The organism is Acidithiobacillus sp., from assembly GCF_049965315.1.
Classification (GTDB): Bacteria; Pseudomonadota; Gammaproteobacteria; order Acidithiobacillales; family Acidithiobacillaceae; genus Acidithiobacillus_B.
This window is the reverse complement of record NZ_JBMFWL010000024.1, coordinates 1-16,884: the sequence shown is the minus strand read 5'-3', so window position 1 is coordinate 16,884 and position 16,884 is coordinate 1. Positions and strand designations below refer to the sequence as shown.

Here is a 16,884-nt window from a genome sequence, read left to right as displayed (position 1 = left end):
CGTTGACGCATGCGGGTAAAAAGCTTTTTCGGCGCCCTGGGGTTACTGGCCTTGTTGCATGCTGCCGGGGTCGGGGCCGATCCGCTGAAAATCGGTTTTGTGGACCTGGACCAGGCCTTGCGGGAATTGCCGGAGGCGCAGGCCGGGGCAGCGACGCTCAATAAACAGATTGAGGCCAAACAAAAGGAGATCGAGGCCAAGCGGCAGCAGATCGATGCCTTTCAAAAAGAGCTGGAAAAGGACTTTCCCAAGCTCAGCAACGCGCAGCGTCAGGAACGGGAAGCGCAGTTGCAGAGCATGATCATCAGCCTGCAGCAGTTTCAACGGCAAGCCCAGGATGGGCTCAATTACCAGCGCAACCAGATCCTGAAGAACCTGCAGGACCGGTTGGTCAAGGTCGTGAGCAACATTGGCCGCGCCGGACATTATACCGTTATTCTCAACGACAAATCAGTGCTGTATGTCAACGGTGCCATAGACATTACGCCGCAAGTGGTCGCGGCCATGACGGACAAACCCAATGGCAAGGGCGCTGCCAAATAACTATTACCTGCTAGAAGGGGGTTGCGTGTTATGCCCACGCTGGGGGATCTGGCGGCGCTGGTAGGCGCCGAGGTGCAGGGAGACCCGTGCTATGCCATTACGGCCGTGGCGCCACTGGCGAGTGCCGGTCCGGGGGATATTGCCTTTCTGAGCGATGGGCGCCTGCGTCATCTCCTGGCGGAGAGCAAGGCGGGGGCCGTCATCCTCAGTCCCGGGGATGCCCAGCATTTCTCCGGGCGGGCCCTGCGCACCGCCAACCCTTATGCCGCCTACGCGCGCATCATGCAGCATTTTTATCCGGCGGCGCGGGCGCCGGGAGGGGTTCATCATAGCGCCCAGATTGCCCGTGACGCGCAGTTGGACCCCGCCGCCTGCATCGATGCCTATGTGGTCGTGGGCGCTGGCGCGATGATCGAGGCGGACGTCTGGCTGGAGGCGGGAGTCTTTGTTGGTGAGCAGGTGCATATCGGCCGCGGGACGCACCTCTATCCCGGGGTGAAGGTCTACGCCCGCTGCGAGATCGGTCCCCGCTGCGTCATCCATGCAGGAGCCGTCATCGGCGGCGATGGCTTTGGTTTTGCGGAGGAAAATGGCGTTTATCTGAAGATTCCGCACATTGGCCGGGTCCGCATCGGTGCGGACGTGGAGATCGGCGCCAATAGCTGCATCGATCGCGGCGCCCTGGAAGATACGTATATCGGCGACGGCGTCAAAATCGATAATTTGGTGCAGATCGGTCACAATGTGGTGGTGGGCGCCCATACCGTCATTGCCGGGCAGACGGGGATCGCTGGTAGCGCCCGGCTCGGCCGGCATTGTCGTGTGGGGGGGCAGGTGGGCATCAACGGGCATATCGATATTGCCGATCACACGGCCATCGCCGGGCGCAGTTCGGTGGTCCATCACGTGCGCCAGGCGGGCGTTTACTCGTCGGTTCTGCCCGCCCAGGAGAACCGGCGCTGGCGGCGTACCGTGGCGCGTATTGACGATCTGGATGGCCTCTTCCGGCGGGTGAAGCGACTGGAGCAGGCCGCGGGTCCAAGCAATGAGGCATCTAGGGAGCATACGGACAGTGACTGAACTGAATATCCAGGAGATACTGAAGCGCCTACCCCATCGTTATCCGTTCTTGCTGGTGGATCGGGTGACGGAGTACGAACGCGGCGTCAGTTTGCGGGCCATCAAGAACGTCACCATGAATGAACCCCACTTCCAGGGGCATTTTCCGGGCTTTCCGGTGATGCCGGGGGTATTGATCATCGAGGCCCTGGCCCAGGCCGCCGCCATTCTGGCCTTTGTTTCGGAGGACAAATACGGCGAGAACGCGGCGGTATACTTTGCCGGCATCGACAAGGCACGCTTTCGCAAACCCGTCACCCCGGGGGATCAACTGGAACTTTCCGCCACCGTCAGCCGCCGGCGCGCGGGTATGTGGCAGATGGAAACCACGGCGCGGGTGGCCGGCGTCGAAGTGGCGTCAGCCCTGCTGATGGCCACCTTGCGCGAGCATGCCCAATGACGGCCCCGGCAGTGCATCCGCTGGCGCTCATCGACCCTGCAGCGCAGCTTGGTCCGGGCTGTGAGGTGGGGGCCTTCGCCATCATTGGCGCCAGGGTGGAACTGGGCCCGGACTGCCGGGTGGGACCCCATGCGGTGATCGAAGGCCCTTGCCGGATCGGGAGGGGCAACCAGATTTTTCAGTTTGCGTCCATCGGCACCGCACCACAGGACCTGGGTTATGCCGGGGAAGCGACGGAACTGCTGATGGGCGAGCACAATGTCGTGCGCGAATTTGTCACCATCAATCGTGGTACCGTCAAGGGTGGCGGGATCACCCGCGTGGGCAGTCACAATCTTTTTATGGCCTATTGTCATGTCGCCCATGACTGCCGTATCGGCGATCACGTGGTGATGGCCAATGCGGCAACCCTGGCCGGGCATGTGAGCGTAGACGACCATGCGATTCTCGGCGGATTGTCGGCGGTCCACCAGTTTGCCCGGGTGGGAGCCCACGCCATCCTCGGGGGGGGCACCATGGCACCGCTGGACGTCCCGCCCTACATGATGGCCGCAGGCAATCATGCCAGCCTGCATGGCATCAATGTACGCGGTCTGGCGCGGCGCGGCATTTCCCGGGATACCATCCTGCAGATCAAGCGTGCCTACCGCATCCTTTTTCGCTCCGGACAACGCCTGGAGGACGCCATGGACGAAGTCCGGCGGCGGGGGCTGGATGCGCCGGAGGTCACCCATCTGCTGGAGTTCATCCGCTCGACCCACCGCGGGATCACGCGGCCATGACCTTGCGCACGGGGGTATTGGGGGTGGGCCATCTGGGACGTTTCCACGCCCAGAAATACGCTGCCCAGCCGGGATCAAGGCTGGTGGGCGTGTTTGATCAAGATGCGCGGCGCGCTGCCGAAGTGGCCGCGGAGCTGGGCTGCCGGGCCTTCGCCACGCCGGAGGAGCTGCTCGTCCAGGTGGATGCGGTGTCCATCGCCACGCCCACGTCCAGCCATTTCGCCGTTGCCCGGCAGGCGCTAACGGCGGGCGTCCATTGTCTGGTGGAAAAACCCTTCACCATGGTCCCCGAGGAGGCCGATGCGCTCATCGCCGAGGCTGCGCGCCGGGGGTTGATCCTGGCCGTGGGGCATATCAAGCGCGTTCATCCTGCCATTCGCCACCTCCTGGCCCAAGGCTTTGGGACGCCGCGTTATCTGGAGGCGGAACGCCTGGCGCCCTTCAAGCCGCGTTCCCTGGATATCGATGTGATCATGGACCTGATGATCCATGACCTGGACCTGACCCTGCTTTTTACGGGAGCGGCGGTGGCGGAGGTGCGGGCGGTGGGCGTGGCGGCGGTTACCGACAAGGTGGACATGGCCAACGCCTGGGTGACCATGTCCAATGGCGCGGTGGCCAATCTCGCCGCGTCGCGGGTGGTGCGCGAGCCGGTACGGCGCATGCGGATTTTTTGGCAGGACCGTTATGCCTCGGTGGACTTCCTGGGCAACACCCTGCATATCTATCATCGCGGTGGCGGGGATATCCCCGGGATTCCCGGGGTGCGCGATGAAACCGTCGAACTGGGAAAGGCAGATGCCCTGGCCCTGGAGGTGGGGGATTTTCTCGCGGCCATCCGGGAACAGAGGCCGGCGTTTTGCGATGGTCCCGCCGGACGCGATGTCCTGGCCGCGGCTTTGGCCGTGCGCGAGGCCGTGGAGGCCTTCGTCGGGCAGTAAAAAAAGGTTACGCAACAGCAGCCCGGATCTTGCCAGGCGCCGAAGAGATTACTGTCAAACTGAGGATAAGTCATGGTGAATCAAAGCCCCATCCCAATGGTGGATCTTCGCGCCCATTTCGCGCCCCTGCGCGAGGAAATCCTTGCCGGCATGGGGGACTTGCTGGACCAGGCGCACTTTATCCTCGGCGAGCAGGGGCGCACTCTGGAGGCGGAGATCGCGGCCTTCCTCGGGGTGGACCATGCCCTGGGCTGCGCCTCGGGAACCGACGCCCTCATGCTGGCCCTGCGGGCCCTGGATATCGGCCCCGGTGACGAGGTCATCGTCCCGACCTTCACCTTCATCGCCACCGCCGAGGCGGTGCGTTATGTGGGCGCGACGCCGGTCTTTGTGGATGTGGACGCCCATTTTTTTGCCCTGACCAGCGCCGGCGTGGAGGAGGCCATTACGTCGCGCACCCGCGCCATCATTCCCGTTCATCTCTATGGCCTGCCGGCGGATATGCACGCCCTCATGGCGCTGGCGGATCGCCACGGCCTGAAGGTGATCGAAGATTGCGCCCAGGCCATCGGTGCGGAGATCGAAGGCAGGCGGGTAGGGAGCTTTGGGCATATCGGCTGCTTTTCCTTCTTCCCCAGCAAAAATCTGGGTGGCGCCGGTGACGGCGGAATGGTGGTAACGTCTGATGACGATCTGGCCGAGCGTCTGCGCGGCCTGCGCAATCACGGATCCTGGCAGGTTTACCACCATGACGTGCTGGGCTATAACAGCCGCCTGGACGAAATCCAGGCCCTCATCCTGCGCGCCGAACTGCCGCAACTCGCGGACTACAATGGGGGCCGGCGTCAGGCTGCGGCCTGGTATGAACAGCATCTCAGCGGTCTGGATCTGATCCTGCCTGCCCGCCGGGAGGGTTTTCACCATGTCTATCATCAGTTCACCATCCAGGTGGCGGAACGTGACCGGGTCAAGGCCGCCCTGCAGGCGCGGGGGATTGCCAGCGCCGTGTATTACCCCATTCCCGGTCATCGCCAGAAGGCCTTTGCCGATCTGCCCCTGGCGGTCTGCCCCGTGGCCGATGCCCTGGCCACGCAGGTGCTTTCCCTGCCCATGTTCCCGGAACTGAAGGAGGCCCAGGTGGCGAGGGTGGCGGCAGCGATCCGGGAAGCCCTTGGCTAAGGCTTTTTTGCTGGCGGTGGAGCGCTCGGGGGAAAACCTGGGCCTGGAAATCATCGGCGCAGCGCGGGAGGCGGGGCTCTCTATGCAGTGGTCCGGGGTGGTCGGCTCGCGTCTGGCGGCGGCGGGGGTGCAGAATGTAGCCGATGGCGAGGTCCTCGCCGTCATCGGCCTGGTGGAGGTTCTGCGCCATTACCGGGCCCTGCGCCGCTTGCATCGGCAGGTGCTGGACCATCTGCGCCGGCAGCGGCCGAAGCTGGTGGTGCTCATCGACCACCCGGCCTTCAACCTGCGCATTGCCCAGGCGGCCAAGGCCATGGGTTTGCGCGTGCTCTATGTGGTGGGTCCGCAGATCTGGGCATGGCGGGCGCAGCGCATTCATCAGATCAAGGCGGTGGTGGACCAGATGTTGGTGCTGTTCCCCTTTGAAGTACCGTTGTATGAAGCCGCAGGGATACCGGTGGCCCTGCTTGCCCATCCCTTGCTGACACAAACGACCCAGGCTCCAACGCGGGAAGAGGCCCGGGCGCGCCTGGATCTGCCCGCCGAGTCTACGGTTCTGGCCCTGCTGCCGGGGAGCCGGCGTGGGGAACTGGAGCGCCTGACACCCCGCTTTGGGCAGACGGTGGTCGAGTTGCTCCGGAGGATGCCCGACGTTCTGCCGGTGGTGGCCCTGGCCCGGGAGGAACTGCTTCCCCTCTGGGAGCGGCGCTGGCGGGAAGGCGCCGGCGATATCCCGGCGCAAGTCCGCGTGGGCCGAACCCAGGAAGTGCTCGCCGCCGCCGACGCGGTACTCGTCGCCTCGGGCACGGCCACGCTGGAGACGGCGCTGATGGCGCGTCCCGCCGTGGTGGTCTATGCCCTTAACCCCCTGAGTTACCGCTTGGCGCGCCGCCTGGTCAAGACGCCCTTTATTGCCATGCCCAACATCCTCCTGCAAAAAGCCGTCTATCCGGAATTCATCCAGCAGGATTTCCGGCCCGCCGCAGTGGCGGAAACCCTGGCGGATCTGCTGCGCTCGGGCGGGGTGGAGCAGCGTCAGGCGTTGGCTCCCCTGCGGGCCTTGCTCCAGGGGGAGGGGCGCGCGGTGCTGGGCGGAATCCTGACGCGGATGCTGGCATGAGCCAGACGGTCCTCCTGCAGCACTTTGGCAGGGATACGGCGGGGGTGGATGAGGCCGGGCGCGGACCCCTGGCGGGTCCGGTGATTGCCGCTGCGGTGATCCTGGCGCGGCCCATTCCGGGTCTGGACGATTCCAAGCGCTTGAGCGCCCAGCGCCGCGCGGGGCTGGCGCGGCAGATCCGCCGGGAGGCGCTAGCCTGGTCCATTGCCTGGGCGCCGGTGTGGGAGATCGAGCGCGACAACATCCTGCAGGCCAGCTTGGAGGCCATGGCGCGCGCCATTGCCGCCCTGCCGCATCGCCCCCTCCGGATCCTGGTGGATGGCAATCAGTCGCCACCGGGCATGGTGGTGGAGACGATCGTGAGGGGCGATGGCCAAGTGGATGCCATCGCTGCCGCCGGCATTCTCGCCAAGGTGGCACGCGACGGGGAAATGCAGGACCTGGATGCCTGCTATCCCGGCTATGGTTTCGCCCGCCACATGGGTTATGGGACGGATCTCCACCTGCAGGCATTGCGCCGCCTGGGGCCCTGCCCCTTGCACCGGCGCGGCTTTGCGCCCGTGGACCGCGCCGGGGAGGAGTGCTGATGCAGCCGGAGTTCATTCATTTGCATGTCCATTCCGAATATTCCCTGGAAGATGGCATCATCCCGGTGAAGTCGCTGGTCAAGCGCTGCGCGGCCAGAGGCATGCCCGCCGTCGCCATCACCGACCACGGCAATCTCTTTGCCCTGGTGAAGTTTTACACCGCAGCGCGCTCCGCCGGGGTCAAGCCCATCATCGGCAGCGAGGTCTGGATAGCGAACCCCCAGGATCCAGGGCGGCCCCACAGTCTCGTGCTTCTGTGCATGAATGACCTGGGCTATCGGCACTTGAGCCGCTTGCTGAGCCGGGCCTATCTGCAGGGACTGCGCGATGGCCGTGCGCAGATCGAGCGGGACTGGTTGGCCGGCGCCAGTGATGGGCTCATCGCCCTATCGGCGGCGGGGCAGGGGGAGGTGGGGCGCCTCCTGCTGCGCAATCCCGATGCGGCGGCGGAAACGGCGCGCTGGTATGCCGCGCGTTTTCCGGATCGTTTTTTCCTGGAAGTGCAGCGCAACGGCGAGGCCGAACAGGAGGCCCTGGTAACGGCCACCGTCGCCTTGGCCCAGCGCCTGGACCTGCCGCTGGTGGCCAGCAACAACGCGCATTTTCTGGATGCCGCCGATTTCGCCGCCTTTGATGCCCGCCAGTGCATTGCCGCCGGGCTGACCTTGAGCGACAGCCGGCGCCCCCGGCGCTTTACGCGGGAGCATCGGCTGCCCGACCCGGAAGAGATGCTGGAACGCTTTGCCGACCTGCGGGAGGCCTGTCAAAACACCGTGGAGATTGCCCGGCGCTGCAATCTGGAACTCGTCCTCGGGCATTACGCCCTGCCCGCTTACCCGACACCCCGTGGCGAGCCCATAGATCAATACTTTCATGACGCTGCGGCCGCCGGCCTGGACCAGCGGCTGGAGGAACTGGCCATCGTCGGCAGCGCCGCAATCCCTTACCGCGAGCGGCTGCTGCGCGAGGTGGGGGTGATCCAGCAAATGGGCTTTCCCGGCTATTTCCTCATCGTCGCCGACTTCATCCAGTGGGCCAAGAACAACGATGTGCCGGTGGGTCCCGGGCGCGGTTCCGGGGCAGGGTCCCTGGTGGCCTATGCCCTGCGCATCACCGATCTCGACCCCATCGCCCACGGCTTGCTTTTCGAGCGCTTCCTCAATCCCGAGCGCGTGTCCATGCCCGACTTCGACGTGGACTTCTGCATGGATCAGCGCGATCGCGTCATCGATTACGTAGCGGAGAAATATGGCCGCGACCGGGTGGGGCAGATCATCACCTTCGGCACCATGAAGGCCCGCGCCGTGGTGCGCGATGTCGGCCGGGTGCTGAACCTGCCCTATGGCTTTGTGGACCAATTGGCCAAACTGGTACCGGGCGATCTGGGCATGACCCTGGAAAAGGCTCTGGCCGAGTCCGAAGAACTGCGTCGCCGCCGGGAGGAAGAGGACGATGTCCGCGAGCTGCTGGACATCGCCCTGCGCCTGGAGGGCCTGCCGCGGCACGCCTCCACCCATGCCGGCGGCGTGGTGATCTCGCCCGAGCCCCTGGCCGATCGCCTGCCGCTCTTTACGGACGGTGCGGAGGGCAGCGGCAACGTCACCCAACTCGACAAGGATGACGTGGAAAAGATGGGCCTGGTGAAGTTCGACTTCCTGGGTCTGCGTACCCTGACCATCATCGACAAGGCCGTCAAGCTCGTCCACGCCCAACAGCGACAGAGCGGTGAAGCGCTGCTCAACCTCCAGCACCTGCCCATGGATGACGCCGCCAGTTTCGCCCTGCTCAAGTCCCATGAAACCGCTGCCGTCTTTCAACTGGAATCTTCGGGCATGCGCGACCTCATCCGCCGCCTGCAGCCCGATACCTTCGAGGACATCGTGGCCCTGGTGGCCCTCTTTCGTCCGGGACCGTTGCAGTCGGGCATGGTGGACGACTTCATCGCCCGCAAACACGGCAAGGCGGCCGTCAGCTATCCCCACCCGGACCTCGCCCCCATCCTTCAGGAAACCTACGGCGTCATTGTCTATCAGGAACAGGTGATGCAGTGCGCCCAGGTCCTGGCGGGTTATTCCCTGGGCGGCGCCGACCTGCTGCGCCGCGCCATGGGGAAGAAAAAACCGGAGGAGATGGCCAAACAGCGCGCTATTTTCCTGGAAGGCGCGGCGAAGAACGGCATCCCCCAGGGGCAGGCGTCGGCCATTTTCGACTTGATGGAAAAGTTTGCGGAATACGGCTTCAACAAATCCCATTCCGCCGCCTACGCCCTGGTATCGTACCAAACCGCCTATCTCAAGGCCCATTATCCCCGCATCTTTATGTCCGCGGTGCTCACCGCCGATATGGACCATACCGACAAGGTGGTGGCCATGGTCAGCGAATGCCTGCGCATGGGCATTGCCGTCCTACCGCCGGACATCAACACCAGCGCCCTGGAGTTCTTGCCGGAAGGAGGAGGCGTGCGTTTTGGTCTGGGTGCCGTCAAGGGTCTGGGCCGCGCCGCGGTGGCGAATATCCTGGCAGCCCGTGCAGAGGGCAATTTTACCAGCCTTTTTGATTTTCTCTGTCGGGTGGATGGACAAAAGCTCAATCGCCGGGGCGTCGAGGCGCTGATCCGGGCGGGGGCCATGGATGGCTGGGGAAGATCCCGGGCCGTATTGATGGCCTCCCTGGACGCGGCCATGGAGGGCGCGGCGCAATACCAGAAGGCCAAGGCCAGCCAACAGGAATCTCTCTTCGCCGGGCTCGAATCCCTCCCCGTGGCCCCCGCCCTTGCGGATGCGCAGCCCTGGACGATGACGGAAACCCTGCGTCAGGAGCGGGAGACCCTCGGCTTTTATTTGAGTGGTCATCCCCTGGAGAGCCTGCGGGAAATCTTGGCCGGCATGGGAGTCACCCCGCTGAACGCCATTGCCGCCGGCCAGAGCGCACTGTTGGCAGGGCTGGTGGTGGCGCGGCGCAGCACCCGTACCAAGCGCGGTGACCGGATGTATTTCCTCACGCTGGATGATGGTTTTGCGCGGGTCGAATGCATCGCCTTTGCCGAGGCATGGGCCGCGGCCGGCAAGATGGGGGAGGGCGAAGATCCGGTATTGGTCTATGGGGAAGTGAGCGAGGATAGCTACGCCGGCGGGTTGCGGGTCAGCGCCCAGCGTCTTTTGACCCTGGAGACGGCACGTGCGGAACTGGCCGCCATGCTCTGTCTGGACCTGTCCAGGAATGCGCCGGTCGAGGAGCTTGCCCATGCCGTGCAGCGTTTCCCGGGGACTACCCCGCTGCGTTTCCGGGTGCACCTGGATCCGCTGCTGGTAACCCTGCGCGCCGGGGAGGGGTTCGGCGTCACGGTCAGCAATGATCTGCTGGAGGCCCTTGAGCGCATGAATCTCGGCAACTGCGTGACCCTGAGCTTCCGCCCACCCAACACGCTGGTCCATAATGTCGTCTCTCTGGATCGTGCCCGCCAGAGCGCGCGGCGTCCGGCCTGATCTCTAGCCATGGGAAATCGATGAAAATGCATTATCTGGATTTTGAACAAGGGGTGGCCGAGCTCGAAGGCAAGGTGGAAGAACTCCGGGCGCTCAACCAGCCCGGCATCGAAGACGAGATCAAACGCCTGGAGGGCAAGGCGCGCAAGGAGTTGCAGCGGATTTACGGCAAACTGGGGGCGTGGCAAACGGTGCAGGTGGCGCGTCATCCCCAGCGTCCCTATACCCTGGACTATGTGGAGGCCCTCTTCACGGAAGTACAGGTCCTGGCCGGAGATCGAGTCTTTGCCGATGATCATGCCATCGTGGGTGGTCTGGCGCGCTTTGCCGACATCCCCATCCTGTGGATGGGCCACCAGAAAGGCCGCGACACCAAGGAAAAGATCCAGCGCAACTTCGGCATGCCCCGCCCCGAAGGCTACCGCAAGGCCCTGCGTCTTCTGCGCCTGGCGGAGCGCTTTCATTTGCCGGTCCTGACCTTCATCGATACGCCGGGGGCCTATCCGGGCATTGGCGCCGAGGAGCGGGGGCAGAGCGAAGCCATTGCCCGCAATCTGGCCGTGATGTCGGATCTCGACGTCCCCATCCTCTGCACGGTCATCGGCGAGGGCGGATCCGGCGGGGCGCTGGCCATTGGCGTCGGGGATCGCTTGCTGATGCTGGAGCATAGCGTCTATTCGGTGATTTCCCCGGAGGGTTGTGCCTCCATTCTCTGGAAGGATGCCGGCAAGGCCGCCGAGGCCGCCGAGACCCTGGGGATAACGGCGCGGCGCCTGCAATCCCTGGGCCTGGTGGATGAGGTGGTCCCCGAACCCCTTGGCGGGGCCCACCGGGACCCCCAAGCCGCCGCCCAGTCTCTGCGGGAACGCCTGTTGCCGCAGTTGGAAGGGCTATTGCGGGAGAACGCCGGCAAACGCCTGGCCGCCCGTTATGATCGATTGATGGGCTATGGCGTGGTCGGTGAAGCGTAATCGCGTAGCCGCCTTTGCCAGGGCCTTCGCTCCCGGGGCCGGAAGGGATGCGGCAGGATGCCCATCTTCCTTGCCACGGCAGCCATCAGCGCCAGACCAGGCCATGCCGCCCTCGTCCATTGCTTTTCGGAAAACCTGGCCTATAGTTTTATGTAGGTCGCTAAAAATAGGCCGCATCAGGAGAGGAAACCGTCATGGCAAGTTCCGGCAAATATGGCAATGTGCAAATCCCTGGAATCGGTGCAGATGAACCCGTATTCATCCTGCGCGCCCAGGATCGTCTGGCGGAAGCCGCCTTGGAAATGTACCGGGTGCTGGCGAGTTCCCATGGCGCCCCGGTAGCGCCCGGGGTGAGCAGGGAAATAGATCGCTTCCGGCAATGGAAGGGGCAGAAAAAGCTGCCGGACTGACCTGTCTGTCTCGTCGGGGTGGCGGCGCTGGGAAGGGACGAAATGAACGGCGGGCGCCCGGCGAGCAATTATCGGATCGGTTGCTCCGGCTGGTATTATCCCCACTGGCGCGGCCCATTTTATCCTGACGCCCTGCCAGCGCACGGGTGGCTGGGTTTTTATGCCCGCCATTTCGATACCGTGGAAATCAACAGCAGCTTTTATCGCCTCCCCGGCGAAAAGGCCCTAGGCACTTGGCAGGAACGGACTCCCCCGGGCTTTTGTTTTGCTCCCAAGGCCAGTCGATTGATTACCCATAGGAAAAAGCTCTCTGCCGCGGAAAACGCCGTGGCCGTTTTCCTCGGACGCATGGAAATCCTCGGCGGGAAACTCGGCCCCTTGCTCTTTCAGTTGCCACCCCGTTGGCGGCGCAACGCCCAACGTCTGGACCGTTTTCTGAACAATTTGCCTCCGGGGCACCGTTATGCCTTCGAGATGCGCGACCCGAGTTGGCACCATCCGGAGATCTACGCGCTTCTGCGTGCCCACAACGCCGCCTTCTGCATTTTCGATCTCGCCGGTTTCCAATCGCCCCTGGAACTGACCGCGGACTTTGCCTACCTGCGCCTGCATGGGCCAAGCGCCGTAGCCTATGCGGGCTGTTATGGGACGGACGCCCTGAGTGTGTGGGCGACGCGCATCCGTAGCTGGCGGAATCTGGGCGCCGTCCATGTTTATTTCAATAACGACCAGGCCGCCTACGCCACCCGCAATGCCCTGGAACTCAAAAATCTCCTTGCGTTGCCCACGGATGGAGACGGCCGTGGCGGTGGTTGATGGGGTGGCCGGCGCCCGGTCGGCCCCGGGCATGAGCGCTCCTACTTCTTGAAATGGCGCTGAAACCACGCCAAGGCCAGCCTTGCCGCTTCTTCCAAAGTGCCCGGCTCCTCAAAAAGGTGGGTGGCCCCGGGGACAATGACCATCTGCTTCTCTGCCCGCAGCTCGGCGTAGGCCGTCTCATTCATGCCGATGACCACATCATCGAGACCACCGACGATCAGGAGGGTGGGCGCCGTCACTCGGGAGATGGCCGGCCCGGTCAGATCGGGCCTCCCGCCACGGGAAACAACCGCCTTGATGCCGTCACCGAGTTGCGCGGCCGCCCGCAAGGCGGCCGCCGCCCCAGTGCTGGCTCCGAAATAGCCCAAGGGAAGCCCCGCCGCCTCCGCCTCCTGGCGCACCCAGCGGGTGGCCGCCACCAAGCGCTCAGCGAGCAATCCGATGGCGAAGCGGTTGGCATAATCCCGGTCTTCCTCTGCGCTCAAAAGATCAAAGAGGAGCGTCCCAACGCCACCGCTGCGCAAGACCTGCGCTACGTAATTATTCCTGGGACTCAGACGGCTGCTGCCGCTGCCATGGGCGAAAAGCACCAAGCCGCGAGCATTCGGGGGTATGGCCAGCGTGCCTTCCAGAGATTCGCCGTCGGCGCGGATGGTGACGGTCCGTTGCGTGCTGTCTGTAGACATGAGTGGGTGCTCCCGATGGCTTGCGCAGTGTATATTAACGATTATAGAACACTTCGACAGGCTCCGATCTCCCAAGTGCAAGCCCGGCGAGAAGGGATCTGCCTTGATCGCGCTTTTGCCTGTCTTCATTTCCGCCCATTCGTTTATATTCCATCATAATCAATACCATCGCTGTTTTTTGAGGCGCCCGGCAGGTAGTCCGGCAGGCTCCATGAGCGTAAGGTGTCGCTGAGATCGACCAAAGATCTCCTATTGCATCCTGATCTCGATACGGCCTTATACTGTGACAAAGTTTGAGCAAAGGCTTTCGTTGCGATCCGGCCATGGTGCTGGGTGATGTGCAAAGGAGGTGGGTGATGGCCAGGCGTAGTGAATGGCAGTTGACAAAGGTTGCGGGGCTGGTGGGTAGCCGCAGTGGTGGCAGAGGCACCATTACTGGCGCTGGCAGGGGTGGTTCGGGCGGTGCAGGCTACGGGCATGGCATGGATACCGGCTATCGGGGTGGGCGTTGAGCGACGCTTTGCCTTTCGCCGCACAAGAGACAGCGTGGATCGAGGTGATCCACAAGATGGATGAGACCTATGCCGATCTCGTCCGCTATCAAGTGGAACTGGAGAAGAAGAACGTCGCCCTGGAAGAGGCACAACATTTCCTTGCCAGTATCCTCGCCTCCATGACGGATGTACTCATTGTCTGCGACCTTACGGGCGCCATCCAGCAGGTGAACCGGGCACTGGAAGACCTGTCCGGGTTGTCGGCAGATCAATTGCTGGGCCGCCCTTTCCAATCCCTTTTCACCAAGGACAGCCAACTGCTGGTAGACGGCTTCGCGCAGTGCATCCGCGACAAGGCCATACATGATTGCGCACTGCAGTTGCGCGGCCGCGATGAACCAATCCCGGTGGACATCAACTGCACATCCCGCTATGACCATCGGAAGCGCTTGGTGGGCATGGTACTCTTGGGCCGGCCGGTTGGCGAGTTGCACAAGGCGTATCGGGCCTTGAATCAGGCTCACACCGAGTTGAAGACTGCCCAGAAACAATTAGTGCAGTCGGAAAAAATGGCCTCCCTCGGTCGCCTGGTGGCTGGGGTGGCCCATGAACTGAACAATCCCATCAGCTTTATCTACGGCAACGTCCATGCGCTGGATCGCTACGCCCGGCGGCTAGCCCGCTACATTGCCTTCTTCCATGAGCAGGGGCCGGGGGCGGATCAGGATCGGCTGCGGGGAGAGCTGCGCATCGACCGCATTCTCGACGACCTGTCTCCGCTGATCACCGGCACCATGGAGGGGGCCGAACGGGTGCGGGATATTGTCCAGGGATTACGTCAGTTTTCATCCGGAAAGCAGGGGGAATACGCGCTTTTCGACGTGGAGCCGGTATTGCGGCGGGCGGTGCATTGGGTGAGCAAAGGCGGCCCGGAAGCCCTGGAGGTGGATTACGATCTGCCCGCGTCACTGCGGGTGTTCGGCCATGCCGGCCAGATCCAGCAGGTCCTGATGAACCTTGTGCAGAACGCATTGGATGCGATGGCCGATATGGAGCACCCTCACCTAGAGATCTGCGGTGGCGAGGAGGGTGGCAGGGTCTGGCTGCAAGTCCGCGACTTCGGCCCCGGCATTGCCGAGGCCGATCTGGTGCAGATCTTTGACCCCTTTTTTACCACCAAGCCCGTAGGTTCCGGCACAGGGCTGGGGTTGGCAATCAGTTACGGCATCGTCAACGAGCACGGCGGCCGCCTGGAGGCACACAATCACCCCCAGGGTGGCGCGGTGTTCCGCTTGGATCTGCCCTCTGTCCGCCCCGGGGATAACATTGGGAGTTGAATCCATGAGATTGGCGAACGCTGGAGAAAGCGGGCGGGAAATGAAGGTACTGTGGCTGCAATCCGGAGGTTGCGGCGGGTGCAGCATGTCTTTGCTCTGCGCCGAGGGACCGGATCTTATCAGCTCATTGGAACTGGCGGGCATTCGTCTGCTTTGGCATCCTTCCCTAAGCGAGGCCAGCACTCACGAGCTGGTCGATTTATTAGAAGCTATCGTTGCCGGCGATGAGCCCCTCGACATTTTGTGCATTGAAGGATCGCTCTTGCGCGGTCCGCACCAGACTGGACGCTTCCATGTACTGGCCGGCACGGATGTGCCCATGATCGATTGGGTACGGCGCTTGGCGGCTAGGGCGCGGTATTGCGTGGGAGTGGGCACATGCGCCGCCTTTGGCGGTGTGACAACGGCTGGCCCCAATCCCACCGATGCCTGCGGTTTGCAGTATGACGGCAGCCAGATGGGTGGTGCCCTTGGGGCCGGCTATCGCAGCCTGGAGAACCTGCCGGTGGTCAACATCGCCGGTTGCCCAGTGCATCCCAACTGGGTGATCGATACCTTTATGCTTCTGGCGGCGGGTGAAATGGACGCCGGTGCCTTGGACGAATTCGGACGACCACGCCTTTATGCCGACCATCTCGTCCACCATGGCTGTCCACGCAACGAATTTTATGAATATAAGGCCAGTGCACAGGAGCATTCCCAGTTGGGGTGCCTGATGGAACACCTGGGCTGTTTGGGCACCCAGGCCCATGCCGACTGCAACACCCGGTTATGGAATGGTGCGGGTTCCTGCATTCGCGGCGGCTATGCCTGCATCAACTGCACGGCCCCGGAATTCGAGGAGCCAGGCCATGCCTTCCAGTACACCCCCAAGATCGCAGGTATTCCCGTAGGGCTTCCCACGGACATGCCCAAGGCCTGGTTTGTTGCCCTATCCTCCCTGGCCAAGGCGGCTACCCCGGAACGCCTGAGGCGTAATGCGGTCGCTGATCACACCGTGGTGCCGCCGGGCGGCAAGGCCCCGCGGGGCGGCAAAAATTGATGGACTAGGCTAGGCGTGGCTATCAAGGAGGTGAAATCATGTCCAGGCTAGTCGTTGGTCCCTTCAACCGCGTTGAGGGAGACCTGGAGCTTCGTCTGGATATCGAGGCGGGGCAGGTGCGCGAGGCTTGGGCCAATGTTCCCCTGTATCGGGGCTTCGAGCAGATCCTGGCTGGAAAGGTCCCTATGGATGCCTTGGCGATCACCCCTCGTATCTGCGGGATCTGTTCCGTCGCGCAGTCCGCCGCAGCCGCCGGCGCATTGGCGGACGCCCAGGATATTGCTATGCCGCCCAATGGTGCCATTGCCGCCAACCTGATCCTGGCGGCCGAGAACTTGGCAGATCACTTCACGCATTTTTACTTGTTCTTTATGCCCGACTTCGCTCGCCCCATCTACGCGGATGCGCCTTGGTACCCCACGATCAATGATCGCTTCCAGGCCATGGCCGGCAGCGCAGCCCGGGAAGTGCTCGCGGCCCGCGCCGGTCTCCTCCATCTCACCGGGCTCCTGGCCGGCAAGTGGCCCCACACGCTGTCTATTCAACCTGGAGGGACGACGTGCGCCGTGGCAGCCCATGAACGTGCGCACCTGTCGGCCATCCTCGCCGGGTTCCGGCGTTTTTTGGAAACCAAGACCTTTGGCGATCGCCTGGAGGCGATCGCTGCCATCGACAGCATGGATGAACTGCGCGCATGGATGGGCGACCGCTCGCCTCATGCTAGTGACTTCACCATGTTCTTGCATGTTGCCGATTATTTGGGCCTGGAGAGGCTAGGTCGGGCGACCGATCGCTTTATGAGTTATGGCGCCTACCGGCAGGATGGCGGACACCTTTTCGCGGCGGGGGTCTGGGACGGCGGGGTAGGGGACTTGGCCGTGGAGGCCATCACCGAAGACATCAGCCACGCCTGGATGACCGGCACTGCCGAACCTGTCCATCCCCGCAATGGGGTCACCTTGCCCGATG

At 63.4% G+C, this 16,884-nt stretch carries 16 protein-coding genes; 15 read left to right on the top strand and 1 reads right to left on the bottom strand.

Features of this window, described 5'->3' with window-relative positions; translation table 11 throughout:
- Positions 1 to 9 precede the first annotated feature (9 nt).
- The 12 genes from ACP5MM_RS07120 to ACP5MM_RS07065 all read left to right on the top strand — a co-directional run bounded on the left by ACP5MM_RS07120 (position 10) and on the right by ACP5MM_RS07065 (position 12,353).
- The gene (locus ACP5MM_RS07120; RefSeq protein WP_427932738.1) at positions 10 to 543 is read left to right on the top strand and encodes an OmpH family outer membrane protein; all 534 of its coding nucleotides are present in this window, start codon (positions 10 to 12) and stop codon (positions 541 to 543) included.
- A gap of 30 nt (positions 544 to 573) precedes the next feature.
- Positions 574 to 1,623 (top strand): UDP-3-O-(3-hydroxymyristoyl)glucosamine N-acyltransferase, encoded by a 1,050-nt coding sequence (gene lpxD / locus ACP5MM_RS07115; RefSeq protein ID WP_427932740.1) that lies wholly within the window; start codon positions 574 to 576, stop codon positions 1,621 to 1,623.
- Complete coding sequence (gene fabZ, locus ACP5MM_RS07110; protein ID WP_427932742.1) at positions 1,616 to 2,062, top strand: 3-hydroxyacyl-ACP dehydratase FabZ; 447 nt, start codon at positions 1,616 to 1,618, stop codon at positions 2,060 to 2,062. The genes lpxD and fabZ overlap by 8 nt, the downstream gene beginning before the upstream one ends.
- Positions 2,059 to 2,844 carry an acyl-ACP--UDP-N-acetylglucosamine O-acyltransferase gene (gene lpxA / locus ACP5MM_RS07105; protein WP_427932744.1) on the top strand — a complete coding sequence of 262 codons (786 nt, stop codon included), beginning with the start codon at positions 2,059 to 2,061 and terminating at the stop codon, positions 2,842 to 2,844. Before fabZ ends, lpxA begins: the two co-directional genes overlap by 4 nt.
- Positions 2,841 to 3,785, top strand: coding sequence for a Gfo/Idh/MocA family protein (locus tag ACP5MM_RS07100; protein ID WP_427932746.1), 945 nt, complete (start codon positions 2,841 to 2,843; stop codon positions 3,783 to 3,785). The genes lpxA and ACP5MM_RS07100 overlap by 4 nt, the downstream gene beginning before the upstream one ends.
- A 72-nt stretch (positions 3,786 to 3,857) precedes the next feature.
- Positions 3,858 to 4,964 carry a DegT/DnrJ/EryC1/StrS family aminotransferase gene (locus tag ACP5MM_RS07095; protein WP_427932747.1) on the top strand — a complete coding sequence of 369 codons (1,107 nt, stop codon included), beginning with the start codon at positions 3,858 to 3,860 and terminating at the stop codon, positions 4,962 to 4,964.
- Positions 4,957 to 6,084, top strand: a complete 1,128-nt coding sequence (lpxB, locus tag ACP5MM_RS07090; protein WP_427932749.1) for a lipid-A-disaccharide synthase — start codon at positions 4,957 to 4,959, stop codon at positions 6,082 to 6,084. Before ACP5MM_RS07095 ends, lpxB begins: the two co-directional genes overlap by 8 nt.
- Positions 6,081 to 6,671 (top strand): ribonuclease HII, encoded by a 591-nt coding sequence (locus ACP5MM_RS07085; protein WP_427932750.1) that lies wholly within the window; start codon positions 6,081 to 6,083, stop codon positions 6,669 to 6,671. Before lpxB ends, ACP5MM_RS07085 begins: the two co-directional genes overlap by 4 nt.
- Positions 6,671 to 10,156: a DNA polymerase III subunit alpha gene (gene dnaE, locus ACP5MM_RS07080; protein ID WP_427934323.1), complete on the top strand. Its 3,486-nt coding sequence runs from the start codon at positions 6,671 to 6,673 to the stop codon at positions 10,154 to 10,156. Before ACP5MM_RS07085 ends, dnaE begins: the two co-directional genes overlap by 1 nt.
- 20 nt (positions 10,157 to 10,176) lie before the next feature.
- On the top strand, positions 10,177 to 11,127 hold the full coding sequence (locus tag ACP5MM_RS07075) for an acetyl-CoA carboxylase carboxyltransferase subunit alpha (RefSeq protein WP_427932754.1): 951 nt from the start codon (positions 10,177 to 10,179) through the stop codon (positions 11,125 to 11,127).
- A 194-nt stretch (positions 11,128 to 11,321) separates the two neighbouring features.
- Positions 11,322 to 11,537 (top strand): hypothetical protein, encoded by a 216-nt coding sequence (locus tag ACP5MM_RS07070; protein ID WP_427932755.1) that lies wholly within the window; start codon positions 11,322 to 11,324, stop codon positions 11,535 to 11,537.
- Positions 11,538 to 11,579: 42 nt separating this feature from the next.
- A complete protein-coding gene (locus ACP5MM_RS07065; RefSeq protein WP_427934322.1) occupies positions 11,580 to 12,353 on the top strand; it encodes a DUF72 domain-containing protein in 774 nt (257 codons plus the stop codon).
- 41 nt (positions 12,354 to 12,394) lie between these two features.
- On the opposite strand, the gene ACP5MM_RS07060 is transcribed toward ACP5MM_RS07065, so the two are convergent.
- Positions 12,395 to 13,042: a dienelactone hydrolase family protein gene (locus tag ACP5MM_RS07060; RefSeq protein WP_427934321.1), complete on the bottom strand. Its 648-nt coding sequence runs from the start codon at positions 13,040 to 13,042 to the stop codon at positions 12,395 to 12,397.
- 508 nt (positions 13,043 to 13,550) lie between these two features.
- On the opposite strand from ACP5MM_RS07060, the gene ACP5MM_RS07055 reads away from it, so the two are divergent.
- From ACP5MM_RS07055 to ACP5MM_RS07045, 3 genes are all read left to right on the top strand, one after another.
- Complete coding sequence (locus ACP5MM_RS07055) at positions 13,551 to 14,873, top strand: sensor histidine kinase (RefSeq protein ID WP_427933421.1); 1,323 nt, start codon at positions 13,551 to 13,553, stop codon at positions 14,871 to 14,873.
- Between the two features lie 4 nt (positions 14,874 to 14,877).
- Complete coding sequence (locus ACP5MM_RS07050) at positions 14,878 to 15,915, top strand: hydrogenase (RefSeq protein WP_427933419.1); 1,038 nt, start codon at positions 14,878 to 14,880, stop codon at positions 15,913 to 15,915.
- A 38-nt stretch (positions 15,916 to 15,953) separates the two neighbouring features.
- Positions 15,954 to 16,884, top strand: a 931-nt coding sequence (locus tag ACP5MM_RS07045) for a nickel-dependent hydrogenase large subunit (RefSeq protein WP_427934320.1), incomplete at its 3' end; no start/stop codon positions are given.

What these genes read in the sequence shown, in the direction of transcription:
- ACP5MM_RS07120 (WP_427932738.1), top strand. Translation starts at nt 10, where the DNA reads ATGCGGGTAAAAAGCTTTTTCGGCGCCCTGGGGTTACTGGCCTTGTTG.
- lpxD (WP_427932740.1), top strand. Translation starts at nt 574, where the DNA reads ATGCCCACGCTGGGGGATCTGGCGGCGCTGGTAGGCGCCGAGGTGCAG.
- lpxA (WP_427932744.1), top strand. Translation starts at nt 2,059, where the DNA reads ATGACGGCCCCGGCAGTGCATCCGCTGGCGCTCATCGACCCTGCAGCG.
- ACP5MM_RS07100 (WP_427932746.1), top strand. Translation starts at nt 2,841, where the DNA reads ATGACCTTGCGCACGGGGGTATTGGGGGTGGGCCATCTGGGACGTTTC.
- ACP5MM_RS07095 (WP_427932747.1), top strand. Translation starts at nt 3,858, where the DNA reads ATGGTGAATCAAAGCCCCATCCCAATGGTGGATCTTCGCGCCCATTTC.
- ACP5MM_RS07085 (WP_427932750.1), top strand. Translation starts at nt 6,081, where the DNA reads ATGAGCCAGACGGTCCTCCTGCAGCACTTTGGCAGGGATACGGCGGGG.
- dnaE (WP_427934323.1), top strand. Translation starts at nt 6,671, where the DNA reads ATGCAGCCGGAGTTCATTCATTTGCATGTCCATTCCGAATATTCCCTG.
- ACP5MM_RS07075 (WP_427932754.1), top strand. Translation starts at nt 10,177, where the DNA reads ATGAAAATGCATTATCTGGATTTTGAACAAGGGGTGGCCGAGCTCGAA.
- ACP5MM_RS07070 (WP_427932755.1), top strand. Translation starts at nt 11,322, where the DNA reads ATGGCAAGTTCCGGCAAATATGGCAATGTGCAAATCCCTGGAATCGGT.
- ACP5MM_RS07065 (WP_427934322.1), top strand. Translation starts at nt 11,580, where the DNA reads ATGAACGGCGGGCGCCCGGCGAGCAATTATCGGATCGGTTGCTCCGGC.
- ACP5MM_RS07060 (WP_427934321.1), bottom strand. Translation starts at nt 13,042, where the DNA reads ATGTCTACAGACAGCACGCAACGGACCGTCACCATCCGCGCCGACGGC.
- ACP5MM_RS07050 (WP_427933419.1), top strand. Translation starts at nt 14,878, where the DNA reads ATGAGATTGGCGAACGCTGGAGAAAGCGGGCGGGAAATGAAGGTACTG.